The 26,634-nt window shown below is 71.2% G+C and carries 17 protein-coding genes; 12 read left to right on the top strand and 5 right to left on the bottom strand.

The features are described 5' to 3' along the window. Positions 1 to 55: 55 nt before the first annotated feature. The 3 genes from WME75_RS18665 (at position 56) to WME75_RS18675 (ending at position 6,783) form a co-directional block, all read left to right on the top strand. A complete protein-coding gene (locus WME75_RS18665; RefSeq protein WP_437492685.1) occupies positions 56 to 748 on the top strand; it encodes a hypothetical protein in 693 nt (230 codons plus the stop codon). Between the two features lie 96 nt (positions 749 to 844). Next, complete coding sequence (locus WME75_RS18670) at positions 845 to 3,055, top strand: thrombospondin type 3 repeat-containing protein (protein WP_437492687.1); 2,211 nt, start codon at positions 845 to 847, stop codon at positions 3,053 to 3,055. Between the two features lie 497 nt (positions 3,056 to 3,552). Beyond that, positions 3,553 to 6,783, top strand: a complete 3,231-nt coding sequence (locus WME75_RS18675; RefSeq protein ID WP_437492689.1) for a thrombospondin type 3 repeat-containing protein — start codon at positions 3,553 to 3,555, stop codon at positions 6,781 to 6,783. Here WME75_RS18675 and WME75_RS18680 read toward each other — a convergent pair. Then, the gene (locus tag WME75_RS18680; protein ID WP_437492691.1) at positions 6,773 to 7,759 is read right to left on the bottom strand and encodes an aldo/keto reductase; all 987 of its coding nucleotides are present in this window, start codon (positions 7,757 to 7,759) and stop codon (positions 6,773 to 6,775) included. The two genes, WME75_RS18675 and WME75_RS18680, sit on opposite strands and share 11 nt — an antisense overlap. A gap of 750 nt (positions 7,760 to 8,509) precedes the next feature. Between WME75_RS18680 and WME75_RS18685 the strand changes: the two genes are divergently transcribed. The 6 genes from WME75_RS18685 (at position 8,510) to WME75_RS18710 (ending at position 18,234) form a co-directional block, all read left to right on the top strand. After that, on the top strand, positions 8,510 to 9,388 hold the full coding sequence (locus WME75_RS18685) for a hypothetical protein (RefSeq protein ID WP_437492693.1): 879 nt from the start codon (positions 8,510 to 8,512) through the stop codon (positions 9,386 to 9,388). Positions 9,389 to 9,817: 429 nt separating this feature from the next. After that, positions 9,818 to 11,629, top strand: coding sequence for a serine/threonine protein kinase (locus tag WME75_RS18690; RefSeq protein ID WP_437492695.1), 1,812 nt, complete (start codon positions 9,818 to 9,820; stop codon positions 11,627 to 11,629). 24 nt (positions 11,630 to 11,653) lie between these two features. After that, a complete protein-coding gene (locus WME75_RS18695; protein ID WP_437492697.1) occupies positions 11,654 to 13,498 on the top strand; it encodes a PEGA domain-containing protein in 1,845 nt (614 codons plus the stop codon). A gap of 230 nt (positions 13,499 to 13,728) precedes the next feature. Next, complete coding sequence (locus WME75_RS18700; RefSeq protein ID WP_437492699.1) at positions 13,729 to 15,525, top strand: OmpA family protein; 1,797 nt, start codon at positions 13,729 to 13,731, stop codon at positions 15,523 to 15,525. Between the two features lie 396 nt (positions 15,526 to 15,921). Continuing rightward, positions 15,922 to 17,322, top strand: a complete 1,401-nt coding sequence (locus WME75_RS18705; protein WP_437492701.1) for a hypothetical protein — start codon at positions 15,922 to 15,924, stop codon at positions 17,320 to 17,322. A 138-nt stretch (positions 17,323 to 17,460) separates the two neighbouring features. After that, entirely contained in the window at positions 17,461 to 18,234 is a 774-nt protein-coding gene (locus WME75_RS18710; RefSeq protein ID WP_437492703.1) for a PP2C family protein-serine/threonine phosphatase, read from the top strand. A gap of 40 nt (positions 18,235 to 18,274) precedes the next feature. Here the strand turns inward: WME75_RS18710 and WME75_RS18715 are convergent, their stop codons facing one another. Further along, positions 18,275 to 19,336, bottom strand: a complete 1,062-nt coding sequence (locus WME75_RS18715; protein WP_437492705.1) for an EfeM/EfeO family lipoprotein — start codon at positions 19,334 to 19,336, stop codon at positions 18,275 to 18,277. Between the two features lie 82 nt (positions 19,337 to 19,418). After that, entirely contained in the window at positions 19,419 to 20,630 is a 1,212-nt protein-coding gene (locus WME75_RS18720; RefSeq protein ID WP_437492707.1) for a di-heme oxidoredictase family protein, read from the bottom strand. A gap of 220 nt (positions 20,631 to 20,850) precedes the next feature. Here WME75_RS18720 and WME75_RS18725 point away from each other — a divergent pair, with 220 nt between their 5' ends. Beyond that, a complete protein-coding gene (locus WME75_RS18725; protein WP_437492708.1) occupies positions 20,851 to 21,642 on the top strand; it encodes a hypothetical protein in 792 nt (263 codons plus the stop codon). Positions 21,643 to 21,652: 10 nt separating this feature from the next. On the opposite strand, the gene WME75_RS18730 is transcribed toward WME75_RS18725, so the two are convergent. Beyond that, positions 21,653 to 23,131, bottom strand: coding sequence for a PGRS family protein (locus WME75_RS18730; RefSeq protein ID WP_437492709.1), 1,479 nt, complete (start codon positions 23,129 to 23,131; stop codon positions 21,653 to 21,655). Positions 23,132 to 23,435: 304 nt separating this feature from the next. Here WME75_RS18730 and WME75_RS18735 point away from each other — a divergent pair, with 304 nt between their 5' ends. Beyond that, the gene (locus WME75_RS18735) at positions 23,436 to 23,921 is read left to right on the top strand and encodes a hypothetical protein (protein ID WP_437492711.1); all 486 of its coding nucleotides are present in this window, start codon (positions 23,436 to 23,438) and stop codon (positions 23,919 to 23,921) included. 99 nt (positions 23,922 to 24,020) lie between these two features. Here WME75_RS18735 and WME75_RS18740 read toward each other — a convergent pair whose 3' ends face one another. After that, a complete protein-coding gene (locus tag WME75_RS18740) occupies positions 24,021 to 25,880 on the bottom strand; it encodes an acyl-CoA dehydrogenase (RefSeq protein WP_437492712.1) in 1,860 nt (619 codons plus the stop codon). 259 nt (positions 25,881 to 26,139) lie between these two features. On the opposite strand from WME75_RS18740, the gene greB reads away from it, so the two are divergent. Beyond that, positions 26,140 to 26,613 carry a transcription elongation factor GreB gene (gene greB, locus WME75_RS18745; RefSeq protein WP_437492713.1) on the top strand — a complete coding sequence of 158 codons (474 nt, stop codon included), beginning with the start codon at positions 26,140 to 26,142 and terminating at the stop codon, positions 26,611 to 26,613. Positions 26,614 to 26,634 lie beyond the last annotated feature (21 nt).

The raw sequence follows: 26,634 nt of genomic DNA on the forward strand, positions 1-26,634 counted from the left end.
CTCGGCCGAACTCAGAGGGGAATTCATGCGACGATTGGGCTTACTTTCACTTGTCGTGACGGCGCTCCTCCATGGGGCCGCGTGCGGTGAGGATGAGGGCGCGCCCGGCGCGTCCAACGGCGGGACCGGCGGCGCGGGGGCAGCGAGCGCCAGCGCCTCCACGACGAGCGGCGGTGGGAGCAGCGCCGGCGGCGGCGGCGAGGGAGGCGAGGGGGGTGGAACGGGCACGGGTGGCACCGGCACGGGCGGTGCGGGCACAGGCGGGGCTGGAGGCGCGGGCGCAGGCGGAGCTGGAGGCGCAGGCGGCAGGGGCGGGGCGACTTATGGCTACTGCGCCAAGGGGTGCACGACCCCCGCTGATTGCTGCGCGCCGGGCCAGGGCAACTGTCCGAGCGACAGCTATCCCACCAATTATACTTGCGACAACGGCATCTGCGGGGCGCCGCAGTGCGCGAGCCACGACGAGTGTACGAACGGTGGTCTCAATCCGAACAAGCAGTGCGTGCCATCCGGCGGGGTGAGCCAGTGCGTCACCCCCTGCACCCTCGACACGGACTGCTCAGGGAGAGCCACGTGCGTCGGGGTTGACGATGCCGGTAGCAAGTTCTGCCGGATCGCATCCGAGCCGTTCGTGTGCACCAGCACCGACGAATGTGGCGGCTCGGGCAAGTGCGTGGAAGGCGCATGCGTATGCGAGGGCGACGGCGACTGCACGGACCCTTCTGCGAACGCTTGCGCCTTGCGGTAACCGCCGCGCGGCGCCGCGCAGGTCGCGACGGACGTACTCGCAGCAGGCGCGGCGCTCTCGATCGTGTCTTTCCACCACCATCGCGGAGGGATCGACGTGGCCCATCACCTCCTGTCCCGTGTCTCTCGCCCGTGCGCTCCGCGTCGTGGCCGTCGCTCCGGCGCTGTAACATGGCACTTCCGCCTGCTCGTCATGGGTTTGTCGATCCTCGCGGCGGCGGTCCTGAGCACGCGGAGCGCCTGGGCCCAGTGCACTCCGCCCGTGCCAAACGATTCAGATGGCGACTGCGTCAGCAACGTTGGCGCGGTCGCGGATAACTGTCCCTCTATTCCAAATCCCTTTCAGGATAACGGAGACGGAGACAGGTACGGCGACGACTGCGACCCCGACGACGACAACGATGGCGTCCTCGACGAAGTCGACAACTGCCAGTTCGTCGTGAACCCGCCCGAGACCCTCGGCGCGCCGCAAGCCGACAACGACGTCAGCGATGGCGAGGATGGGGGCGACGACTGCGACCTCGACGACGACAACGACGGCGTCGGCGACGACATCGACAACTGCCCGTTCACCGCGAACCCGCCCGAGATCGCTGGCGGGCCCCAGGCCGACAACGACGGCACCGGCGGCGGCGACGCCTGCGACCTCGACGACGACAACGATGGCGTCGACGACGACTTCGACAACTGCCAGTTCGTCGTGAACCCGCCCGAGACCCCCGGCGCGCCGCAGGCCGACAACGACATCAGCGATGGCCAGGATGGGGGCGACGCCTGCGACCTCGACGACGACAACGATGGTGTCGGCGACGACTTCGACAACTGCCCGTTCACCGCGAACCCGCCCGAGATCGCTGGCGGGCCCCAGGCCGACAACGACGGCATCGGCGGCGGCGACGCCTGCGACCCCGACGACGACAACGATGACGTCCTCGATGACGTCGACAACTGCCAGTTCGTCGTGAACCCGCCCGAGATCGCTGGCGGGCCCCAGGCCGACAACGACGGCACCGGCGGCGGCGACGCCTGCGACCTCGACGACGACAACGATGGCGTCCTCGACGACTTCGACAACTGCCCGTTCACCGCGAACCCGCCCGCGATCCCAGGCGGGCCCCAGGCCGACAACGACGCCTGCGACTTCGACGACGACAACGATGGCGTCCTCGACGAGGTCGACAACTGTCCGTTCGTCGCGAACCCGCCCGTGACTCCTGGCGGGCCCCAGGCCGACAACGACGGCACCGGCGGCGGTGACGCCTGCGACCCGGACGACGACAACGATGGCGTCCTCGACGAGGTCGACAACTGCCAGTTCGTCGCGAACCCGCCCGGAACCCCAGGCGCGCCGCAGGCCGACAACGACGGCACCGGCGGCGGCGACGCCTGCGACCCCGACGACGACAACGATGGCGTTCCCGACGACGTCGACAATTGCCTCGCCTCACCGGACGATTCCCTGATTGACACGGATGGCGACGGTGAGGGCAACGCATGCGATCCCGACGATGACAACGACGGCGTCTTCGATGTCATGGACAACTGCCCGCTCCTCTCCAACCCCGTTCAGCCCGGCAGCTTGCAGCAGCTCGATACCGATGACGACGGCGAAGGCGATCCCTGTGACGCCGATCGTGACGACGACGGCGTTCCCAACGCCTCCGACAACTGCTCGCTCATCCCAAACCTCGAGCAGGTCGACCTCGATGACGACGGCATCGGTGATGCCTGCGAATGCATGGATGCAGCGCAGCTTGAGTGCGACGACGGCAATCCATGCACGCTGAACGATACGTGCCAGAATCGCGAGTGCACGCCGGGCGTCGCCGTGGTCTGCCCCGATCCTCTTGAGGCAGTGTGCAAGCAAGGCTGGTGCAGCGATGATGACGGCGCCTGTCGGCTCGTGCCCCGCCAGGAGGGGACCCCCTGCTCCGGCGGCATCTGTATCGCAGGGGGCTGCTGGATGGAGTCGCTCAACGGGGACGGGGCAAGCGGGAACGGAGGGGGAGACGGGGCAGGTGGGGAGGGTGTGACCGGCGGGGGAGCGGCCAGCGCCGGCAGCGCCGGGGCAGGTGGCGCGACCGGAGGCGACGCAGCCGGCCACGGCGGGGGTTCCTGGGAGGCGACCGGCACCGGCGGCGCCGCCTGGACGCCTCCTCCCGCCATCGAAGATGCAGGAACGGCGCGTCTCCACGGAAACGGCTGCGCGTTGGGCGCCACGCCCCGAGACGCCAGCGGCGTCCCGGCATGGCCCGTGCTTATGCTTCTGGCTCTTGTCGGAACCAGAGGGCGTCGCGCCGCCGGTTAAGTTGCTCGGGCACCACACCGGCCCACACAAAGACACCCCCCTCGTCACACCCTCTTGCCGCCGGAGAGAACAGGGGTGTAAAACGAAGATCTCGGCCGAACCGAGCGAGGGCTCATGCGACGATTGGGGTGTCTTTCATTCGCCGCAACGGCAATCTTCAACCTGGTCGCATGCGCTTGCGACCCGACGAGCTGCGGCGAGGATTCCCCCCGCTGCGTGACCGCCACGGCGGGCGCATCGAGCACCAGGACCGCGACCGTGAGAGGCGGCGGTAGCAGCGCCGACGCGTCTGCCCTGTGATGGACGCCCGGCGACGCCGCGCAGCTCGCAGGGGATGGGCCTCCCGGATCAGGGCAGCGCTTTCGATCGTGTTCTCCTACACATATCGCGGAGGGTTCGTCGTGGCTCATCACCTCCTGTCCCCTTTCTCTCGCCGGTACTCTCTGCGTGATGGCACGCTCTCGTCCGCCGTGATGTGGCATTCCCGCCTGCTCGTCATGGGCTTGTCGATCCTCGCGGCGACGGTCCTGAGTGCGCGGAGCGCGTGGGCCCAGTGCACTCCGCCCGTGCCGAACGACTCCGATGGCGACTGCGTCAGCAACGTCGGTGCGCGCGCGGACAACTGCCCCAACATTCCCAACGCCGGTCAGGAGAACGACGATGGGGACACGCGCGGCAATGAATGCGATAACTGCCCGAGCGTCGCAAACGAGGACCAGGCGAACCCGGACAATGACAAGAGGGGCACCGCCTGCGACAACTGCCCTGGCGTAGAGAGCGACGATTTCGGCGACAACGATGGAGACACAATAGGGAATCCGTGCGACGACGACGATGACAACGATGGCGTCGTCGACGAGGTCGACAACTGCCAGTTCGTCGCGAACTCGCCTGCGATTTCGGGTGAGCCGCAAGCCGACAACGACGGCGACGGCGACGGCGACGCCTGCGATCCCGACGACGACAACGATGGCGTCCCAGATTTCGGCGAGGGGGATGAGCCGCTCGACAACTGTCGGTTCATCGCGAACCAGCCTGCGATTCCGGGTGAGCCGCAAGCCGACAATGACGGCGACGGCCTGGGCAACGCGTGCGACAACTGCCCCGATGACGACAATGGACCGCTGGAGCCGGGGCCCGATCTGGATATACAGACCGACAACGACGGCGACGGCCTGGGCAACGCCTGCGACCCCGACGACGACAACGATGACGTCCTCGACGACGTCGACAACTGCCCGTTCACCGCGAACCCGCCCGAGATCCCTGGCGAGCCGCAAGCCGACAACGACGGCACCGGCGGCGGTGACGCCTGCGACCCCGACGACGACAACGATGGCGTCCTCGACGGCGTCGACAACTGTCCGTTCGCCGCGAACCCGCCGGGGACTCCTGGCGGTCCGCAGGCCGACCACGACGGCACCGGCGGCGGCGACGCCTGCGACCTCGACGACGACAACGATGGCGTCCTCGACGACGTCGACAACTGCCAGTTCGTCGTGAACCCGCCCGAGACCCCCGGCGCGCCGCAAGCCGACAACGACATCAGCGATGGCCAGGATGGGGGCGACGCCTGCGACTTCGACGACGACAACGATGGTGTAGACGACGACATCGACAACTGCCCGTTCACCGCGAACCCGCCCGAGATCGCTGGCGGGCCCCAGGCCGACAACGACGGCACCGGCGGCGGCGACGCCTGCGACCCCGACGACGACAACGACGACGTCCTCGATGACGTCGACAACTGCCAGTTCGTCGTGAACCCGCCCGAGATCGCTGGCGGTCCGCAGGCCGACAACGACGGCACCGGCGGCGGCGACGCCTGCGACCTCGACGACGACAACGATGGTGTCAACGACGACGTCGACAACTGCCTGTTCGTCGCGAACCCGCCCGCGATCCCCGGCGGTCCGCAGGCCGACAACGACGGCACCGGCGGCGGCGACGCCTGCGACCCCGACGACGACAACGACGACGTCCTCGATGACGTCGACAACTGCCAGTTCGTCGTGAACCCGCCCGCGATCCCAGGCGAGCCGCAGGCGGACAACGACCGCACCGGCGGCGGTGACGCCTGCGACCCGGACGACGACAACGATGGCGTCCTCGACGACGTCGACAACTGCCAGTTCGTCGCGAACCCGCCCGCGATCCCCGGCGAGCCCCAGGCGGACAACGATCGCACCGGCGGCGGTGACGCCTGCGACCCGGACGACGACAACGATGGCGTCCTCGACGAGGTCGACAACTGCGCGTTCGCCGCGAACCCGCCTCCGGGTCCGGGCGCCCCGCAGGCCGACACCGACGGCGATGGTCTCGGTAACTCGTGCGACGACGACGCTGACAACGACGGCATTCACAACCAGCTGGAGACGCTCTGGACCACGAGCTCGCTGAACGCGGACACCGACGCTGACGGGATCGACGACGCCACCGAGGTGTGCCCGAACTTCGTGACGTGCGTCCCGTGGAACAGCGTCGCCGGAGACGGAGACACAAGCGGGATCATCGACAGCCTGCGGATCTGCACCCAGGACGATGACCCGCGGAGCTGCTATATCGCCAGGGCCGTCGATACGGTTCGCAACGACGGCATCCCCGACGCGCTCGAGGTGTGCTCGGAGAGCGAACCGCGCACCTGCTATGCCCTGATCCCGGTCGACAACGATGACGACGCGCTCCGCGACAGCCTGACGCCGTGCGAGGCAGGGGGCTGCTACTTCACGGAGCCGACCGACACGGATGATCTCGATGGCACCGCTCCTGACGACGGGGGCATCGACGCGGTCGACGTCGACAGCGATGGAGATTCCGTGCTCGACCGGGATGAGGCGCAGCCGCTGACCCCGGAGGGCCTCCCGGCAGACACCGACTCGAACGGCGCCGACCGCGACTGGATCCCCGACTATCGCGATCCGGACTCGGACAACGACGGCGTCCGCGACGACGAGGACAACTGCAGGTCCCACCGCAACGCGGAGCAGTACGACGAGGACCGCGACGGGCGCGGCGACGCGTGCGACGACGAGGACCTCGACAACGATGGAGTCCTGAACTTCGAGGACAACTGCGTGTACGTGGCGAATGGGCTGGCTCTGCCGACGCCGGACGACCCGAGCGACGACCAGCTCGACGCCGACGAGGACGGCGAGGGCGACGTGTGCGACGACGACGACGACAACGACGGCACGCCCGACGGCGAGGACAACTGCCCTCTCGTGGCGAACGGGCCCGCCCTGCCGACGCCGGACGATCCGAGCGACGATCAGACGAACACCGACGGTGAGGGCGAGGGCGACGCGTGCGATGACGACGACGACAACGACGGCACGCTCGACGGCGAGGACAACTGCCCCCTCGTCGACAACGACCAGTCCGACACGGACGGGGACGATCTCGGCAACGCCTGCGATCCGTGCCCGGATGAGCCGGGCGAGGCCTGCATGTCGACCGGCCAGGGCGGCGCGGGCGGCGCAGGCGGCGCAGGCGGCGCAGGTGGCGGCGGTGAGGCCGGGGCCGGCGGAGGCCAGGGCGGCGCAGGCGGCGCGGGCGAGGAGCCGCTCGACAGCCCGGAGTTCGAGGGGGGCTGCGACTGCCGGATGATCGCCGGCGGAGGCGCCAGCGAGGGCGCCGGTGCCAGCCTGCTGCTGCTGCTCGCGGCGCTCGCGCGTAGGCGCGCTCCGCGGTCTGCGCGCCCGGGCGCCCGCGCGCCGTTCAGGCCTTGAACGTGTCGTAACGACCGGCTCGGGGCGCGACGCGCGCCTCGAGCGCGCCGCGCTCGGCGGGCGGCATGGGGAAGGGCAGGGCCCTCGCGCCGAGGTTCTCGCGCACCTCGGCGATCGAGGAACAGCCGATGATCACCGTGTCGGCGAGGCTCGCGGCGTAGCGGATGAGCTCGCCCGGGCTCGCGGCGCGATCCTGGAGCAGGCGGCCCGCGGCCATGATCTTCATGCCGATGACGCCGACGCCGCGCCGCCGCGCCTCCTCGACCACCGTCGTCAGGAAGGGGAGCCGCGCCGGATCCGCGGGGTTGATCGCGCACAGCACGGTGTCGACCGGATAGCGCCGCATCGCCTCGACGAGGATCTGCGGGTCGTGGTGCCCGGTGATCCCCACGTGGCGCACGCGACCGTCCGCCCTGGCCTGCTCGACGGCCTCGATCGCGCCCCCCTTGCCGAAGATCGCGTCGAGCTCGTCCCTCTCGCGCAGATCGTGCAACTGCCACAGATCGAGGTGGTCTGTCCCGAGGCGGCGCAGGCTGTCGTCGAGCAGCCTGAGCGCGCCGTCGCGATCGCGCGCGTGCGTCTTCGAGGCGAGGAATACCTGCTCGCGGGCCCTCGGTCCGGCGGCGCGGAAGGCCTCACCATAGTAGTCCTGGCTCTGCTGGTACGCAGGCGCAGTGTCGCAGTACCTGACCCCGAGGCGCAGCGCCTCCAGGATCACCGGCACCGCCTCGCGGTGGCGACCGGTCGTCCGGAGGATCCCCTCTCCGCCGAGCGACACCGGCTCCACCTGCGCGCCGGTCCGCCCGAGCATGCGCAGCGGCGCCGCCGCCGCGGTATCTCGCGGGGCCGCAGGCGCCCCGGGCGGCGCGCCCCCGACAGCCCCGCCCGCCATCGCCGCCTCGGTCGTGGCGGCCGCTCGCAACACCCCGCGACGACCCGTGTCTGCCCCTTCCGTCTCGCTCGGCTCGTTGTTCATGCGTCCTCCGGAGAAAAGTTCTACCAACCCGCCGGCCGTACGTAAACGGCGCCTGGATCCACCGAACGCATATTTACTCACATGAGCTCACTTGCGCGCATCTGGTGGTCTACCAGCGCAGGAGCGCGCCGGCCGGGCTCGTTTCGTTTTGAGCGCCCATCGCGGAGCTGCGGTGACGGAGGCGGATGGTTACGGCCCGAGTCGATCGATTCTCGTGCTCTGCCTTCATTGGTCACAAACGGCGCATCCTGAGCAGGTCAGGCGCAGAAGGGGCCATATCTCCGGGGCGGTACGGGGGGTTCTGGCCGGGTCATACGAGCGGCGGAGAGGCGGCGCGCGGCGGCCGTCTGCGCGTCGCCGGGGGGGCCCAGCTGCTCTCGTTCGCGACGGCCGCGGCGCGGGCGAGAGCGCACGTGATCTGCTCGAACGCGCGCGAGAGATGGGTTTGCGCGCCCCGCTCGAGCGCCGGCCGCCGAGGCGGTGAGTTCGCCATCTCCAGCGGATGCGCGCAGCCCGCGCGCTGGGGCCGCGGCGCGGGGGGCCGTCCGGCCGGTCCTCGCGTTGAGATATCGGAAAACCAGAGCCGGCGCTGATCCAGAGAATGTCTTTTCGCCGATGCGGCGAGGCCGGCGACGCGAGCTCGCAGCGGCAGTGTCTGCACACGAGCGCTGAGGCACACAGCCTGCTCTTCGGTGAACCCAAGATGGCTCGGGGCTTCCGGCCATCACGGGATATTGAGGAGGACAACACATGCTCTCGATTCATGGCAAGGTGATGGGACTCGCGATGGTGATGGCGGCTCTGGGCACGGGGTGCGCCGTCGATTCGGCGGGCGCCGCGGACCTCGACGAGGCCGGTCTCGACGAGATCGAGCTGGTCGACTCGACGGCCGAGGCCCTCGAGGGGGACGAGGAGGCGAGGGGCGGGTTCCAGGCGCCGAGCAAGGGGGGGCCGCTCGGGCCTAGCAAGGGGGGGCCGCTCGGGAAGCAGGGGCCGCTCGACATCGGCTCGCAGATGCCCACCGATCTCGGCCAAGCGCCGGTCGGCGGGCAGGCGCCGGTGGGTCCCGGCCTGCAGGGGCCGACTGGCCAGATCGGCCAGGCGCCGATTGGTCAGGTCGGCCAGGCGCCGATTGGTCAGGTCGGCCAGGCGCCGATTGGTCAGGTCGGCCAGGCGCCGATTGGTCAGGTCGGCCAGGCGCCCATGGGCGTGCCGGGTGGCGTGCCGGGTGGCGTGCCGGGGGTCGGTGTGCCGGGCTTCGGCGGAGCGGGCTTCGGCGGAGCGGGCTTCGGCGGGGTGGGCTTCGGCGGGGTGGGCTCGCGCTTCGTCGGCGGCGGCTTCCCCTGCTGCCCCTCCATCAACATCATCAACAACAACCTGTTCTTCGACGACCGCTTCGACCACTGCCGTGACCGCTTCCCGCACTTCGACGACTGCCATAACCGCTTCCCGCACTTCGACGACTGCCATAACCGCTTCCCGCACTTCGACGACTGCCATCGCGGCCCCAACTCGTCGTTCTTCGACAACCGCTTCGACAACCGCTTCGACAACCGCTTCGACCCCTTCTGCCCGCACCGCCACCACCACGACTGCGGTAGGCGCCCGGGCAGCGATTTCGGCTGGTAACGGGCCCTCGGGCTTCGGCAGCTACTAGCGCCACGCCCGCTCACGCGGCTGGCGGCGCCCTCGACCGCCTGACGGCATGCCTCTGCGGGGGCACGGGCGGTCACGGGAGCGCGCGAGTCGCCCGTCCTCGAGGACCGTGCGGGCGCCGCCCCCTCCGTCGCCAGCCCTCGCGCAGACATCCCCTCGGCCGCCTGGGGTCCACCCCCAGGCGGCCGGCGGCGCCCGGGGACGTGACGGCGGCGGAGGCGGGCGGCCGGCGCCTCGACCTGACGGGGCGCGGCCGCCCCGTTTCAGGGGTGGGCTCACCCTCAGGAGCGCGACCTGTCCCGCCGAGCTGTACGCGAATCCGCGACAGGTCGAGCCTCGAGCGCGCGCGCGTTCGCGGACATTGCTCCCCCGTGCGCAATCCCCTAGAGTGCCCCTAACGCTGTGATCGGCACGATCATCGACGGCAAATATCAGATTCGCAAGCTCCTCGGAGAGGGCGCCATGGGTTCGGTCTACGAGGCCGAGCACACGGGGACCGGTCGTCGCTGCGCCGTCAAGGTGATCAGCTCGGCCGATCTCACCCGCGATCCGAAGGTGGTCAGCCGCTTTCAGCGCGAGGCGCGCGCGGCGGGCGCGATCGACACGCAGCACATCACCCAGGTGCTCGACGCCGGCGTCGATCGCGGCTCGAACCTGCCTTTCCTCGCGATGGAGTTCCTCGCCGGCGAGGACGTCCACCAGCTCATCAAGCGCGTCGGGCCGCTCGCGCCCGACCTCGCGCTGCGCATCGTCGCGCAGTCGTGCCTCGGGCTTCAGAAGGCGCACGAGGCGAGCGTCGTCCACCGCGACATCAAGCCGCACAACCTGTTCCTCGCGCGGCGCGACGCCGGCGAGATCCTCGTCAAGCTGCTCGATTTCGGCATCGCCAAGGTCAAGATGGACCGGGCGAACGAGACCGAGGGCGCCGATCTCACGCGCACCGGGAACCTCATCGGCTCGCCGCTCTACATGTCGCCCGAGCAGGCGCGCGGCCAGAAGGAGATCGACCACCGCACCGACATCTGGTCGCTCGGCGCCGTGCTCTACCAGGCGCTCACCGGGCGAACCCCGTACCATCACATCACCGCGCTCGGCGAGCTCATCATCTCCATCTGCTCGGATCCCCCGCCGCCGGTGCAGGACTTCGCGCCCTGGGTGCCGCCGGAGGTCGCGGCGATCGTGCATCGCTGTCTGCTGCAAGCGCCCGGGCAGCGCTACCAGAGCGCGCAGGAGATGTTCGGCGCCATCCGGCCGCTGCTCCCCTACGGCTGGGGCATCCACGAGAGCATGCTCGTGCCGCTGCCGGAGGCCGTGCACAGGCAGTCCGCGCCGCGGTTCTCGGTGAACGTCAGCATCCCACCGGCGAACCAGAGCGGCGCGTATGCCGCCGTATCGCCCGCGAACCAGAGCGGCGGCTACCCGGCGCTCGCGGCCTCGCCCGCGAACCAGAGCGGCGGCTACCCGGCGCTCGCGGCCTCGCCCGCGAACCAGAGCGGCGGCTACCCCGCGGCCCCGCACGAGCACCGCGGCGGATCGCACCCGTCGTTCGCGCCGCCGGCGAACCAGAGCGGGCCGCTCGGCGCGGTCGTCCCGGTCGGCAACCACGTCGGCGCGGCGACGACCGGGGCGCTCACGCAGTCGCAGCGCGGCACGCAGCCCGGCGCGTCGCGGGTGCCGGTCGTGGCCGGCGCCGCGCTGCTCGCCGCGGTCATCGCGGCCGGCGTGTACTTCGTCAGCAGCCAGCGGTCGCCCGAGCCCGTCGCGCCGCCGGTGGCGCAGGCGACGGCCGAGGCGCTCCCGACGCCGGCGGCCACCCCGGCGCCGGCGCCGATGCCGCCGCCGGCCGCGACGGGGACGTCGGAGGTCGTCGAGGCCGCCGAGTCGCATCCGAGGCGCGTTCAGGTGGTCATCCTGCCTGCCGACGCCTCGGTCGAGATCGAGGGCGCGCGCGCGAGGACCAGGAACGGGATCCTCGAGATCACCGGGCCGCTCGGGAGCGAGCACAGGGTGCGCGTGTTCAAGGGGGCGAACGAGGTGGTGACCGACGTGTTCGTGACCACAAGCGGCGCGCGGCCGCTCAAGATCGAGCTCGCCCCGCCCTCGGCGAAGGGCGCTCCGGCGCCTCCGGCGAAGAGCGCCTCCGCCGCACCGCCGCCTCCCGCGCCGACGACCCCCAAGGGGATCATCGACAACACCGAAGAGTTCGGAAAATAACAGCAGAAGAACAGGCTGAGTACGGTGCTCGATCGAATGGATCTGCGTACGCGGCGCGGCGGCTCGTGCCCTCTCTCCCTCGTGCGGCATCCGCGGACGGCGCGGCAGCTGCGCGCGCTCTCGGCCGCGCTCGCCGTCGCGGTCGCCGCGGGACCGGCGCTCGCACAGCCGGCGCCGGCCGGCGCGGAGGGGCCGGCGCCGGCCGGCACGGAGGACGCCGCGCCGGCCGAGGAGGCGCCCGTCTCCGAGACGGACCGGCAGGTCGCGCGGCTCCACTTCGAGAAGGGGCTCACCCTGCTCCGCGAGGAGGCCTGGAGCCCCGCGCTCGCCGAGTTCCTCCTCTCGCGCAAGCTCTACCCGACGCGCGCGGCCACGAACAACGCCGCGATCGCGCTGCGCAAGCTCCAGCGCTACGACGAGGCGCTCGAGATGTTCGAGACCTTCCTGCGCGACTTCACCATGTCGGCCGCCGAGCGCGCGGTCGCGCAGCGCGAGATCGCCGAGCTGCGCGCGCTCGTGGGGACGCTCGACATCACGAGCGCCGAGCCCGGGGCGTCCATCGTGGTGAGCGGCGAGGAGCGCGGGCAGTACCCGCCGGTCAAGCCGATCCGCGTCGCCGCCGGCGCGCACGTCGTCCGCGTCTTCAAGGAGGGCTACGTGCCGGTGGAGACGCGCGTCGACGTCGCCGGGGGCCAGACGGTCACGGTGAACGCGAAGCTCCGCAGGCTGGTCCGCTCCGGTCGGCTGCGCGTGGTCGAGCGGGCCGGCAAGACGGTCGACGTGCTCGTGGACAACGTCGTCGTGGGGCAGACCCCGTGGATCGGCGCGCTGTCGGTCGGCGACCACATGGTGGCGCTGCGCGGCGAGGGGAAGCTCGGGACGCAGCCGACCGCGGCGCCCGTGAAGCCGCAGGACCTCACCACGCTGTCGCTCCTCGCCGAGGACCTCGACGCGTCGCTCCGGGTCGACCCGACGCCGCCCGGCGCGAGCGTCTGGATCAACTCGGTCAACGTGGGCAACGGCGTCTGGCTCGGCCGGCTCAAGGCCGGCGCGCACCGGGTCGAGGTGAAGGCTGACGGGTTCGTCACCGAGGCGCGCACGGTGACGCTGCAGAAGGGCCAGCGCCAGAGCCTGAGCCTCCCGCTCGAGCGCGACGAGGACGCGGAGATCTGGCGCAAGCCGCCGAAGTTCACGCTCGACGCGAGCGCCTCGTTCCTTGTGGCGCCGACGCTCGGCGGCGAGATCGCGAGCGGCTGTCGCTCGGGCTGCTCGAGCTCGATCGGCCTCGGCGGGCTCGGCATGATCCACGGCGGCTACGAGCTCGGCTCGGGGATCGGCGTGGGGATCGAGATCGGCGGCCTCGTCGCGACGCAGCAGCTCGAGGAGCGCCCGGCGGAGCTCAGGCCGATCGGCTACCGGGAGCCGCTCGGCGGCACGGCGAGCGACGCGCTCCGGCTGGGCGGCTTCCTCGCCGGCGCGACGTTCGGGTACCACCTCGGCGATCGCTTCCCCGCGCTGCTGCGGCTCGGCGCCGGGGTGCTCGTGGGGGAGGTCCGCGACGAGCGGAACGGCCGGTTCAGGACGGCCGAGGGGGCGTGGTTCAACACGTACCCGGTGGTCGACTTCGCCTCGGCGACGTACTTCTACGTGGATCCGGAGGCGAGGCTCGGCCTGCGGCTCGGGGAGCGCTGGGAGCTCTCCGCCAGCGTGAAGCTGCTGCTCCTGATCGGCCTCAGCAAGCCGGCGTGGGACAGGACGATCGAGCTCGCGGCGTCGACCGACGGGATCGGCACCTACGCGCCGGAGTCGCTCATGGGCGACTTCGTCCTGATGATCGCGCCCGGGGCGAGCCTGCGGCACCAGTTCTGAGAGCACCGATCCGCGGCGCGCCGTCACATCACGGCCGTCGACGCGGTCGGCCACTGACCTTCACGGCTTCGCGCAATCGCTGCTGCCCATGGGAGCAGCGGTAGAGGGCCATGATGAACCCCCACGCGCCGAGGCGCGACGGCATGTTGCCCCCCGCCTCACGCCCCCGCTATCGTGGCCAGCCGATGAGGTCTACCTCCGTCGCAGCGGCAGCGTCAGCAGCCTTCCTCATGACGCTCGCCAGCGCCTCGCGAGGTCAATCCACCGGCGGCTTCTCCCTCAACCGGTTCGAGCCGGCGCCCGCCGGAGACGCGTTCTTCGGCGTGCCGTCTCCCGCCGCTCCCGGCCACCTCGCGGCGCGCGTCCACGCGATGCTCGATTACTCCCACCAGCCGATCCGCACGAGCGGCGGCGAGACGGATGTCGCGATCGTCTCCTCGCAGGCGTACCTGCGCCTCGACGCCTCGCTCGCGCTGTGGGAGCGCTTTCTGCTCTCGATCGATGCGCCGCTCGCCATCGCGCAAACGGGCGACGACCCGGCCATCCCCGGCGTCCAGTTCACCGAGCTGACGGCGCCGGAGCTCGGCGACTTCCGCCTCGGCGCGCGGCTCCGTCTGCTCGGCGAGGACGCAGGTCCGGTCCAGCTCGGGCTCGGCGGCTACCTGTTCCTGCCCACGGGCTCGCCGGCGCAGTACACCGGCGACGCGGAGGTCCGCGGCGCCTTTCACGCGAGCGTCGGCGGGCGCGTCGGCTCGGCCCGTTCGACGCTCGGCTTCCTGTGGAATGCGAGCGGCGGCGTCGAGCTCGGCGGAGGGGCCAACCGCCCGCCGCTGGTCACGTTCGGCGGCGCCGCGGGGCTCCTGATGAGCGGCGATCTCCTCCAGCTCGGCGCCGAGCTGTACGGCGCAGCTCCGCTCGGTGAGGAGCTCGTGTTATCGAGCGTGCCGGCCACGCCCGCGGATGCGGGCGTCAACGCCGAGCTCCTCTTCGGCGCCAAGCTGCGCGTCCTCGGCGGCCTGACGTTCGGGGCCGCGGTCGGGCCCGGCCTCCTGACGGCCGTCGGCTCGCCGACCGTCCGCGCCGTCGGCATGGTGGGCTGGGCGCCGCTCCCGGCGCCTGCCCCGGAGCGCGCGCAGGCCTCCGCCGTCGCGGGCGACAAGGACGACGACGGCATCGATGACCACATCGACGCCTGCCCCGACGTCAAGGGCGATCCGTCGCCCGACCCCGCGAAGGACGGCTGCCCTCCAGCGGATCGCGACGGCGACGCCGTGCTCGACATCGACGACGCCTGCCCGTCCACCCCGGGTGCTCGCAGCGCCGACCCCACGGAGAACGGCTGCCCGGACGACTCGGACGACGACGGCTTCCATGACGGCATCGACGCTTGCCCCAGCGTGCGCGGCGGCCCGAGCGACGACCCGAAGAAGGTGGGCTGCCCGGGCGACGCGGACGGCGACGGCATCGCCGACGCCTCGGACGCCTGCCCGAAGCTCAAGGGGCCAGCGAGCAAGAACCCGAAGCAGAACGGCTGCCCGGACGATCCGGACGGCGACGGCGTCCGCGGCGCCGCGGACGCCTGCCCGAACGAGCGGGGGCTCTCCGATCCCGATCCACGGCAGAACGGCTGCCCGAAGTTCGTCCGCGTGAGCGCTGACGAGATCACGACGTCGAGGCCGGTGCAGTTCGTCGTCTACGGCAAGACGCGCACCCAGACGGTCGATCCTGTCTCCGACGAGATTCTGTACGAGGTGCGCGACGCCATCCAGCAGAACCCGGATATCGAGCTCGTCGAGGTGCAAGGCCACACGGACGACAGCGGGACCGAGGGGTACAACCTGCGCTTGTCCCAGCAGCGCGCGGAGGCCGTCCTCTCGTGGCTCGTGGCCGCCGGGGTGCCGCGGGAGAAGCTCGTCGCCAGGGGCTACGGCTTCGAGCAGCCGCTCGGGGACAACCGCGTCAAGACAGGGCGCCAGAAGAACCGCCGCGTGCAGTTCATGATCATCAAGCGCAAGGGACAGCCGTAGCGAGCAGGCGTCGTCGTCATAACGACGGCCGCGGACGACACGGCGCCCAAGACACCACACTCCCCGACAGCCCGACAGTCGCCACCCGAGGGCGCCCGAGGATCAAGCCCTCGCAAGGCCTAGCCAGGGAGCCAGGAAGCCAGGGAGCCAGGAAACCAGGAAGCCAGGAGCCCAGGACGACGCAGCAGCGCCGCGTCCGCACGCGCCCTCCGCGCCGCCCGACACCGAGTCGTGACCATTCCCTGACAGGCCGTGGACAGGCGCGTGTGTCACCTTGACGAGATGCTCCATACGGTGGCAATCTCAGATATCCATCTTTGTGAGCTCGAGCCGGGTGACGGTCTGTGGATGCGCTACCGTCAGGCTCCGTATTCCCCCGACAGCGAAGTCGCGGCGATGCTGGACGCGCTTCGGGACGAGATGAAGCAAGGCACGGCGCGCGACGCCGGGCGGCATGAGCTCACGCTGGTGCTCAACGGCGATGTGTTCGACTTCGACGCGCCGCGCGTGATCGACCAGCAGAGCGTCTTTCACGACCTCCCGCGCAGCGCCGAGCACGCGGTCCCGGCGATGGCGGCGATCCTCGCGGATCACCCGGTGTTCATCGAGGCGCTGGGCCGCGTCGTCGCCGATGGACACACCGTCGTGTTCATCTCGGGCAACCACGACGTCCAGCTCACGTTGCCCGAGGTGCGCGACCTGGTCCGGGCCCGCGTGGTCGAGGCGGCGCTCGCCGCGCTGGCCGATGTCTCGCGCCCCGGCGCGATCTCGCGCGCCGCGCTGGGCGCTCGCGTCGTGTTCCGCGCCTGGTTCCACAAGACGCCCGACGGCATCATCGTGGAGCACGGCAACCAGTACGACGCCTACTGCAGCTACCGCTACCCGATGGTCCCGTTCGGACGGAAGCCGGGCGAGATCCAGCCGACCATGGGCTCGCTCGTGTGCCGGTTGCTCGTCTCACGGATGGGCTACTTCAACCCGCACGTGGACTCCTCGTTCATGCTGTCCGCGTTCGGCTACCTCGCGCACTGGGCGCGCTACTACATGTTCTCGCGCCGCACGCTCGCGGGGGCCTGGGCGCTCGGCGCGCTCCGCACCGTCGTCGAGCTCGTGCGCCGGCGCGAGCCGGAGCGGCGCGCCCGCCTGCGCGAGTGCCTCGCGGCCGCCGCGCAGGAGACGGGCGCCCCGCTCCGCGCCGTCGCCCGCCACGCCCGCCTGTTCGCGCGGCCGGCCGAGGACCGGCTGGGGCTCGTCGCGCGCGAGCTCTGGCTCGACCGGGCCGCCCTGGGGCTGCTCGCGGTCGCGGTCGCCCTCGTGTGGCTGCTGCTCGTGCCGGGCTGGCTCACGCCGGCGGCGCTCGTCGCGCCGGCGGGGCTCGTCGTCTACGAGCGCCTCGTTCCGAAGCTCCCGCTCGACGCGACCTGGCAGCGGGTCAGCCGCGCCGCGCGCCAGGTCGCCCGCGCCCACCGCGCCAGGGCGGTCGTCTTCGGCCACACGCACACGCCCGAGGGCACCTGGGAGGGCGGGCTGTTCTTCGGCAACTCCGGCTCGTGGTCCGCCGCCTTCGAGGACATCGCCTGCACCAAGCCGGTCTTCGCCGCGCGCCCCCTGGTCTGGCTGAGGTCCGAGCCGGGCTCGGGCAGCTCCGCGCGCCTCTCGGGCGGGCTCGTGACCTGGAAGAACGGCCGCTTCGAGGTCCGCGCGGCGAGCGTCCCGCCCCCTGCCGAGCCGCTCCGCGGGCCGCAGGGCGCCCACCCGCCGCTCCGGTCGCCCGCGACCGCCGCGCTGCGCACGTAGCCTAGCCTAGCCTGGCCGCGCGAGCCCGAGCGGCCCGGCGCTCTCCGCTCGAATTGAGCCCCTTCCTGACTTGCGCAAGGCGTCCGGCCGCTGGATGCTGCCCGGAGTCGACACGCGTGTCACCGACGAGGAAGCTCCGTGAACCCCCCGCTCCGCATCGAAGCCGCCGGTGACAGCCACGTTGGCCGCCAGCGCGAGCACAACGAGGACAGCTTCGCCGTCGATCTGGATCTCGGCCTCTTCGTCGTCGCCGACGGCATCGGCGGCGCCGCCGGCGGCGAGATCGCGTCGCGGATGGCGGTCGACATCGTGCAGTCGTGCTGCAAGGACGGCGAGGGCGAGATCACGCAGCCCACGGGGTACGACGAGCTGGCGGCGCCCCTCGAGTTCCGCCTCGTCTCGTCCATCTGGCGCGCCAACGAGCAGATCTTCGAGGTCGGGCAGCGCGATCCGCGCTTCTACGGGATGGGGACGACGTTCGCGGGCGTCTACGCCGACGCGACCTCGGCGTGCATCGCGCACGTCGGCGACAGCCGGGTCTACCGTTACCGCCAGCACCGGCTCGAGCGGCTCACCGAGGACCACTCGCTCTGGAACGAGCACCTGCGCAGCGGCGAGGAGCTGCCCGACGACGTGGATCCGCTGCTCGCCCGCAACGTCGTGACGCGCGCGCTCGGGATGGGGAAGACCGTCGACGTCGCCACGCGCATCGAGCGGCCCGAGGCCGGCGATCTCCTGCTCATCTGCTCGGACGGCCTCTCCGGCCCGGTCCCCGAGCCGGAGATCATCGAGGTGCTCGCGCAGGGCGACGACCTCGCGGCGACGGCGCGCTCGCTCGTCGACCGCGCCAACCTGCACGGCGGCCCTGACAACGTGACCTGCGTGCTCGTGCGCTGGAACGCCGCCGGCTGACGCGCCCTCCCTGACGCGCCCCCCTGACGCGTGATTGCCTTCAGGGCAGCTCGTCGATCCCGAGGAGATCCGCGGATCGCGTCATGTCGTGCGCGAGCGTGCCCGGCGTCGCGTCGTCGCTCTCGCGCTCGACGAGCGAGAACAGCACGCCGAACGGGGTCGCGAGCTGCGCCTCGGTCGGCGCCTCGTCGCTCCACCCCTCGGGCAGCGGCGGCAGCGCGTCGCCTTCGATCGCGTCGTAGGCGCTCGACAGCCGATCGAAGCCGGCGAGCACCGCCTTGTCGACGTCCGCGCCCTCGGCCCCCTTGGTGAGCAGCCACGGCTGGAAGGCGGCGTAGGTCTGCACGCCGGCCGCGACGTTCGCGCGCATGTCGGCGAGGGTGTACTGCGCGTAGCGCGACTCCTCCTCTCCGGTCGCCGCTTTGCTCGTCTTCTCGACCTGCTCCAGGATGGAGCTGATGACCCCGCGGTACGCGGACGGCGCGTCGAGCGCGAGGCCCTCGAAATCGGTCTGCATCTTCTCCGCGTCGGCCCTGAGCCGCTCGCAGAGCTCGTCCTTGAACGCGGCCGCCTCGGCCTCGGTGGCCGGGGAGGCGGCGGGGCTGTAGTTCGTGAGCGCCGACTCGAAGTCGAGGACGGGCTGCGGGATCTCGTCCGCCCAGAGGATGCGCTCGACGGCGTGCACGCCGGTCACCCCCTCGCCGTCGAAGAGGTCGTCGTCGGCCTTGACCTCGATGAACGCGTCGTAGCGGGCGTCCGTCGAGGTGTCGAGATCCGGAAAGACGACCGCGATGGCCCCCTCGACGCGCTCGTAGGACTGACGCGCCTTCTTCCACTCGGCCTTCATGGCGTCGACGGCTTCCTTGTCGCTCGTCGCGCTCCACCCGTCCTCGTCCGGCTCGGGCGCGGCCGCCTGGAGCGCGGCCGTGGCGGCGGCGAACTGGTCGAGGTTGTCCTGGATGAATGCCTTCACGTCGACCACTGCCCGCCGCTCGTAATCCGCGTCGGTGTACAGCGTCTCGTTGTCGCTTCCGCACGCGGGAAGCGAGAGGGCGGCGGCGGCGATGGCCAGACCGGACCGCAGGCAGGCGGGGAGTTGCATGGATCTTCGAGCTCCTTGCCGCGGCTCGCCCGGAGCGAGCGCGCGAAGTGGATGGGCGCGGGCGCGCGCCTTCGAACGTCGTTCAGAGCGAGCGCACGAAGTCGATGAGGGCCTCGCGATCCTCGCGGGAGAGCGCGCGGAACGCGGCGACCGAAGCGGCCGCCTCCGAGCGCGGGCCGTCGTGGAGCAAGATGGCCTGCTCGATGGTCATGGCGCGGCCGTCGTGGAGGTACGAGGTGCTGTGACGCATGCCGATGAGCGGCGCCGTCCGCCAGGAAGCGGAGCTCGCCGACTCGTCGGCCAGCCCGTCGGCGAGGTCCGGGCCGAGGTCGTGCAGGAGGAAATCGGTGTAGACGGGGGCGTCGATGTCGGCGAGCTGCGCGATCGGGTAGTCGGCGCGCGTCCTCAGCGAGGGGACGTGGCAGCCGGCGCAGTCGACCTCGGCGAACAGCGCCTGACCGTGCTCGTCGGCGGGCGCGCGCTTCGGGATCTCCAGCAAGCGCATGTAGTCGGCGACGGCGTTCACCGTGTCGATGGCCACGTCCTCGCCCGGCTTGGCGTCGTCCGTGAGCCCGTCGGGGTTCGGCAGCTCCTCCGGGCGGAGCGGCGAGGTGATGCCCATGTCGCCCTGGTAGGCGTCGGCCGTGAAGTCGTCGAGCGTGGCCACCCGCGCCTTGAACCCGAAGCGGCCGATGAGGTCCTCGTCGCCCTCGGCGAAGGTGTGGAACGACTCGTCCGCGTTCTTCTTCGAGTGGAACACCACGCGGTTGACGCGCCCGCGGATCGCGTCGCCCCGCGCGGCCTGCTCGGCCGCGACCCGCTCGATCTCGGCGTCATCGACCGCCTCCATGTAACCGCGCCCGAACACCGGCGGGCCGAGGCGCTGCGAGAGCTTGATCGTCCCCTCGATCTCGGGTCGCGAGAGCGTCGTCGCCCCGCCGACCGCGTAGGGCCGCATCGTGTGCCCGTAGGGGAGCCCCGCCTGATCCACCGCCGGCGTCACGCCGTCGTCGTCGACGAGCGCCATCTTCTGGACGGCGCCCGGGCCGCGCGCGGCCCCCTCGTGGCACCCCGCGCACGAGGCGCGGATGTAGAGCGGACCGAGCCCGTCGCGCTCGCGAAACACGAAGTCGAAGAGCGCGTCGCCCTCCTTGAACCGGGCTACCTGCTCCGCCGAGGCGCCGTGCAAAGGGATGTCGCTGAGGTCATCGCCGATCAGCTGGACGCCCGCCAGCGGGTCGCTGGGCGCAGGCTCTCCACCGCAACCGGCGTTGTTGAAGAGCAACGGAAGCACGAGAACTGAGGCAAACCGCGACATCTTGTCGACGCATAGCGTAACGGCAAATGAAAGTCAATGTCAACAATGTGGCGTTGTGTGTGCCCGGCGACGCGCCCGATGCCGTCGCGACGAGGATCGCGTGCGGGCGGTTTGTGTCGCCTCGCGAAGCGCGGTGGAGGCCCAGGCGTTACACTGCCGGGCCGGCGCGAACAGGGCTCACGCTGGAGGACAGCGGATGACGCAGCGAGATGATGAGCGGCGCGCGGCCTCGAGGGCCCTTCAGGACGGGCTGCGGGAGATCGCGTGGAACGAGGAGCGCCGCGCGGCTCACCAGCAGCTCAGCGTCGGCTGGCTCCGGTACATGGGCCCTGGCTATGGTAACGACATCTGCTCGATGTGCGGCGCGCTCCTCGAGCGGGGCACGGGGTACATGCACTGCGCGCGCTGCCTGGCGACGCGCGGCATCGACGAGCAGGCGCTGCTCCGTGCCTGCGCGGAGGCGACGGCCGGGGACTGGCCGTTCCAGGACCGCCGGCTCGACGCCAGGCGCTGGGCGCACGCGCTGATCGCGTTCTGGCGGAACCACGTCGATCCGATGGAGTCGAGGGCGGTCCCGTACCGGAACAACACGCTCGAGTCGGCCTTCTCCTACATGAAGCGGCGCCTCGCCGAGGCGGGGGTCGCCGAGATCTGGACGGTCTCTGACGAGAGCCAGCGCGGCCTTGATCCGGCGATGGTCGTGCGCGCCCGCGGCGACGCGCTGGCGATCGGCGTCGCCACGCAGCGGCGCATCGCGACGGCCGAGGACGGGGCGCGCGGCGGGCACGTCGCGCTGTTCGACGAGTTCCTCCGCCTCGCGGGTGAGCGGGAGGGGTTTCTGGTGGTCGAGAAGCTGAGCCGGCGCGCGCGGCGCGACGCGCCCGTCCGGGAGATCGCGGTGAGCACCTCGGAGGGACGGCGCGTGACGCAGCTCCGCTGCATGCAGGAGGATCGGAGCTGGCCCTCGCCGCCGCCGCCGCCGGATTAGGCCCTATCCGCTACTGCCCGAGCCCCTGCTCGATATCGTAGATCTCGGCCGCCACGCCGTCCGCCCCGTTGTACGCCCGCGCGGCCCCGAGCCCGCCGGTCCCGACCTCGCCGATCTCGATGGTCGTGTTCTTGAGGAGAGGCGCCCTGACCGCATAGGCGATGGCGATCGAGTGGCCGCCGAGCCCGCCGCCGCCGCGGCCTCCCTGACCGCCCTGGCCGCCCGGGCCGCCGCCGCAGGCGAAGTTCAGCGCGGTGGCCTTGCCCAGGATGCCGCCTGGCCCGCCCTGGCCGCCCTGGCCGCCGTCCTGGCCCTGGCCCCCGTCTCCGCCGTCGCCGCCGCGGCCGGTCTTCAGCACCACGTCGGTGAGGTCGACCCGGGCGCTCCCCGCGAACACGGCGATGCTCGCCCCGCCGGCGCCTCCGCCGTTGCCGCCGAGCCCGCCGCAGCCACCTGCGCCGCCGGAGCCCCCGCCGGCGCCGCCCGCCGAGCTCGCGAACGGGCACATCAGCGTGCCTGTGCCGCCCTTTCCGCCGCCGCCGCCGCCGCCGCCCTGGCCCGGCAACCCCGGCCACCCATTGCCGGCGAGCGGGCCGGTGTACCCGTCCAGGAAGAGCGAGCCGAAGCCGGTCGCCCCCGCGCCCGGCCGCCCGGCGGCGCCATCCGCGCCCACCTTGCCTGGCGTGCAGGTCCTGGAGCTTGTCTCGCCCGTTCCGCCGTTCGTCGCGCCGGTCGGGCCCCCATCGTCCCCGTCGGCGCCCGACGCGACCCGACCCGTCCCCCCGGCGCCGCTGCGCGAGTCGTCCGAGCGGTCGTCGGGCGTACCGCAGGTGTTGCTCACAGGGGCAGCGCCGGCGACCGTCGCGGACGTGCACGCGGCGTTGCCGAAGGTGCCGGACGTCCCCGCCTCGGCCGGGTCGTTCACGAGCGCGTCTCCTGGGGCGCCCGGCGCCCCGTCGCCCGCCTCGAGGATGCACCGGTTGAAGTCGACCCCGATCCCCGAGGTGTTCGCGGCGATCGACGAGCGGCCGGCCAGCTCGGTGTGAGTCGGCGGGATCGAGCGCGCGATGACGTGGATGTCCTCGATCACCGCCACGCCGCTGCCGCCGTGGAATTTGAGCGGCGTCTCGCCCTCAGGAGCGGTGAGCGTGGTCCTCTTCTTGTCGCCTATCCAGCGCCAGTTGTCGCGGCAATCGAGCCCACCGAAGATCGTGTGTCCTCCGGGCACGAGCAGCGGCTCATCGAACTCCTGGGCGCAGACATAGACGCGCTTTCCCTGGTGCCAGACGAGCTGGAGAGCCTTCGAGATCGTCCGCAGGGGCGCCCCCGAGGTCCCCGCGTTGCCGTCGTTCCCCGTGCTCGAGACCCACAGCCCGCACGACGAATCGACCTTGTTCTTGTTCTTGCTCGGGACGCAGGCATCTTCCGACGAGCGATCCTGGACCTGCAGCTCCACGGAGTCGCCCCCGAACGCGCAACCGCTGCTCATCGCCGCGGCAGCCGAAATGAACCCAAGCAGTACCAGTGCATCAACTTTGAATTGAATCCCCATACTATTCTTATTCCGGCCAACCCGACGTGTTTTCCAAGCAAAGCGACATGGCGCGTCCGCTCGGCGCGTTCTCCACGGTTGTTCCTCGTCGTTCCTCGTCGTTCCTCGTCACGCCGCAGTCGCCGCGAATTGTCACCGCCGCGCGCTTCGGGGGCGGGAAGCGCGGCCGCGCGCCCGGAAGGGGGCGTATCTGTGTCTGCCGAATTGCCCACCGCCGGGGTTTCCGTGCGAACATCGGCCCATGAGCGCGAACCTGAAGGACCTCGTGCGCGAGCTGCTCGAGGCCGGCGGCGGGGAGCCGCTCGAAGGCGGTCGTTTCCTGCCGCTCGTCACGCTCGAGTCGGGCGCGCGGGTGGGGCTCGACAGCTCGGCGACCTGGGTCTTCGCGCCCGAGGGCGGCGGGGCGGCTCAGGCCTTGGCGCCCGAGCGCGGGCGCGCCTACTTCGAGGTGCTGGAGTCGAAGCGGGACGACTTCGACGCGAGCATCGAGGCGGCAGCGAAGGCCGCGGGCTTGCCTCCCGAGGAGGTGGCCTTCTCGTTCCCCGCCGCCGACGTCGTCCGTACGGTGCTCGCGAGGGGCCTGCCGAGCATGACGCGGCTCGCGCTCTCGTGGCTCCGGTTGACGGAGGTGCGCGCGCTCCGCGCCGACATCATGGCCGTGTCGCGCGACCCGACGATGCCGGTGCCCGTCCGGAACCTGGCGGAGCGGCTCACGGTCCCGGAGTGAGTGAACCCGCCCCGCGCGGCCGAGACCCCGCCCGGAGGCGGGCTCGGCGCGGGGAGGGACGTCAGACGGTCGCGAGCGCCTCGACCGGGAGGAGGGAGATCAGACGGTCGCGAACGCGTCGACCGGGATGTCGAGGGCGGACGAGTCCTCGCGGCCGAGGAGCTCGGCGGAGAACTTCGCGTGCGGCAGCACGTTGGCCGCGAAGTAGAGGGCCGCGTGCTTCTTGCCCTCGTAGAAGGCGCGGTCCTTCGCGCCGGCGTCGCCCGGCGGCAGGGCCTCCAGCGCCTTGAGCGCGATGACCGCGCCGTCGAGCAGGAGCCAGCCGATCGCGAGCTCGCTCATCATCTCGAGGAAGCGGTTCGCCGAGAGCGGCACCATCGGCATCTTGCCCATCTGGAACCACGAGAGCAGCCGCATCGCGGAGCCGGCGACGGCCTCGTGCGCCTCGCGCAGCTCCTTGACGCTCGCGGCGAGGACGGGGTGCTTGTCGTTCGCCTTCACGAACTCGGCCACGTCGTTCAGGAAGGCCTGCAGGTTGACCCCGCCGGCCTGGCCGAGCTTGCGCCCGACGAGGTCCATCGCCTGGATGTGGTTCGTGCCCTCGTAGATCGAGAAGACCTTCGCGTCGCGGCAGTACTGCTCGACCGGATAGTCCTTCGTGTACCCGGCGCCGCCGAAGGTCTGGATCGCCGTCTCGCAGATGCGGAACGCCTGATCGGACGAGTAGGACTTCACGAGCGGCACGAGCAGGTCGACCTGGCCCTGGTTGTACGCGGCCGCGCGGTCGTCCTTGCCCTGGTAGACGGCGACCGCGTCCTGGTGGCGCGCGAGCTTGATGATGAGCGCGCGGATGCCCTCCACGCGGCTCTTCATGTCGAGCAGCATCCGCCGCACGTCCGGGTGGTCGACGATCGGCACGCGCGGCGCGGTCGCGTCCTTCCACTGGAGGATCGACGAGCCCTGCTTGCGGTCCTTCGCGTACTCGAGCGCGTTCAGGTACGCCGACGACGCGACCGACACGCCCTGCAGGCCGACCGAGATGCGCGCGCCGTTCATCATCCGGAACATCTGCGGCATGCCCTGGTGCTCGACGGTGCCGACGAGCTCCCCGAGGCAGGCGTCGTTCTCGCCGAAGTTGAGCACGCACGTCGACGACCCGTTGATGCCCATCTTGTGCTCGATGTTGCCGACGAGGACGTCGTTCGGCTCGCCGAGCGCGCCGTCGTCGTCCACCCGGAGCTTCGGCACGACGAACAGGCTGAGCCCCTTCGTGCCCGGCGGAGCGCCCTCGGCGCGGGCGAGCACGAGGTGCACGACGTTCTCGGTGAGATCCTGGTCGCCGCCGGAGATGAAGATCTTCGTGCCGCGGATGAGGTACTTGCCGTCCTTCTGCTTCACCGCGGTCGTCCGCGACGAGCCGACGTCCGAGCCCGCCTGGGGCTCGGTCAGGCACATCGTCCCGCTCCACTGCCCGCCGTACATCCGCTTCAGGTAGATGTCGCGCTGCCGCGGCGTCCCGAAGTGCTCGATCAGCTCCGCCGCGCCGTACGTCAGCCCGGGGTACATGTTGAGCGCCGCGTTCGCGCCGCAGAGGAACTCCTCGACCACCGTGTAGAGCGTGAAGGGGCCGCCCTGGCCGTCGTAGGCGGGCGAGACGGAGACCGACTTCCACCCGGCCTCGTACAGCTTGTCCCACGCCCCCTTGAACCCCGGCGGGGTCTTGACCTGCCCCGCCTCGATGCGACAGCCGACCCGATCGCCGACCGCGTTCAGCGGGCCGAAGACCTCGCACGCGAACTTGTACGCCTCGTCGACGACCATCGAGACCTCGTCGCGCCCCCACCCGTCGTACGGCGCGCTGCCGAGCAGCTCGTCCAGGCGGAATTGCTCGAACAGGAGGAAGCGGATCTCGCGGAGGTCAGCCTTGTAGCGGTTCTGGTGGGTTTGGGCATTCGACATGGGAGACCTCCTCGTTGCCGCGGCGAGGGGCGCTGGCAGCCGGTTCCCTTCCCGGTCTTCCGCGCAGCTGCGGCACAGTTCTTCATTCGCGTAGCATGCCGCCGCGGCGCGTCAACAACCGTCCGTGACAGGGAGGCCATCTTGTGGAAATCAAAGGTGATCAGGGGCTCCGACGGGGGTGTTTTTGGGGACTCCGCACCGGGCGCAACGGTGGTGGATCTGGCGGGCGGCGCGGCGTAGGCTCCGTCGCGATCGAACCATGTCCGACCCGGCTTACATCACGCCCGGCGGGGCGAGGAAGCTGTCCGAGGAGCTCGCGCGGCTCCGTTCCGTGGAGCGGCCGCGCATCGTCCAGGAGGTCGCCGAAGCGGCGGCGCAGGGCGACCGGTCCGAGAACGCCGAGTACATCTACGGCAAGAAGAAGCTGCGCGAGATCGACCGGCGGATGCACTTCCTGACCAAGCGGCTGGAGAAGGCCGTGGTGGTCGACCCGGCGGAGCAGCGCGGCGACAAGGTCTTCTTCGGCGCGAAGGTCGAGATCGAGGACGAGGACGGCGCGCGCCACACCTACCAGATCGTGGGCGAGGACGAGATCGACAGCGCGGTCGGGCGCATCAGCTGGCGCTCGCCGGTCGGTCGATCGCTCCTCGGCAAGCGCGCGGGCGACGTGATCACGGTGCGCCGCCCGGCGGGCGAGACGGAGATGGAGATCATCTCGGTGCGGTACGGCTGAGCGCCGCGCTGGCGCGGACGC

It is taken from the genome of Sorangium sp. So ce1014 (genome assembly GCF_051521505.1).
Classification (GTDB): domain Bacteria; phylum Myxococcota_A; class Polyangia; order Polyangiales; family Polyangiaceae; genus Sorangium.

Bases quoted from the DNA above. Each gene is read 5' to 3' on its own strand.
- WME75_RS18680 (WP_437492691.1), bottom strand. From the start codon at position 7,759: ATGAACAACGAGCCGAGCGAGACGGAAGGGGCAGACACGGGTCGTCGC.
- WME75_RS18715 (WP_437492705.1), bottom strand. From the start codon at position 19,336: ATGCAACTCCCCGCCTGCCTGCGGTCCGGTCTGGCCATCGCCGCCGCC.
- WME75_RS18735 (WP_437492711.1), top strand. From the start codon at position 23,436: ATGAGCGCGAACCTGAAGGACCTCGTGCGCGAGCTGCTCGAGGCCGGC.
- WME75_RS18675 (WP_437492689.1), top strand. From the start codon at position 3,553: ATGGGCTTGTCGATCCTCGCGGCGACGGTCCTGAGTGCGCGGAGCGCG.
- WME75_RS18725 (WP_437492708.1), top strand. From the start codon at position 20,851: ATGACGCAGCGAGATGATGAGCGGCGCGCGGCCTCGAGGGCCCTTCAG.
- WME75_RS18700 (WP_437492699.1), top strand. From the start codon at position 13,729: ATGACGCTCGCCAGCGCCTCGCGAGGTCAATCCACCGGCGGCTTCTCC.
- WME75_RS18740 (WP_437492712.1), bottom strand. From the start codon at position 25,880: ATGTCGAATGCCCAAACCCACCAGAACCGCTACAAGGCTGACCTCCGC.
- WME75_RS18730 (WP_437492709.1), bottom strand. From the start codon at position 23,131: ATGAGCAGCGGTTGCGCGTTCGGGGGCGACTCCGTGGAGCTGCAGGTC.
- WME75_RS18705 (WP_437492701.1), top strand. From the start codon at position 15,922: ATGCTGGACGCGCTTCGGGACGAGATGAAGCAAGGCACGGCGCGCGAC.
- greB (WP_437492713.1), top strand. From the start codon at position 26,140: ATGTCCGACCCGGCTTACATCACGCCCGGCGGGGCGAGGAAGCTGTCC.
- WME75_RS18685 (WP_437492693.1), top strand. From the start codon at position 8,510: ATGCTCTCGATTCATGGCAAGGTGATGGGACTCGCGATGGTGATGGCG.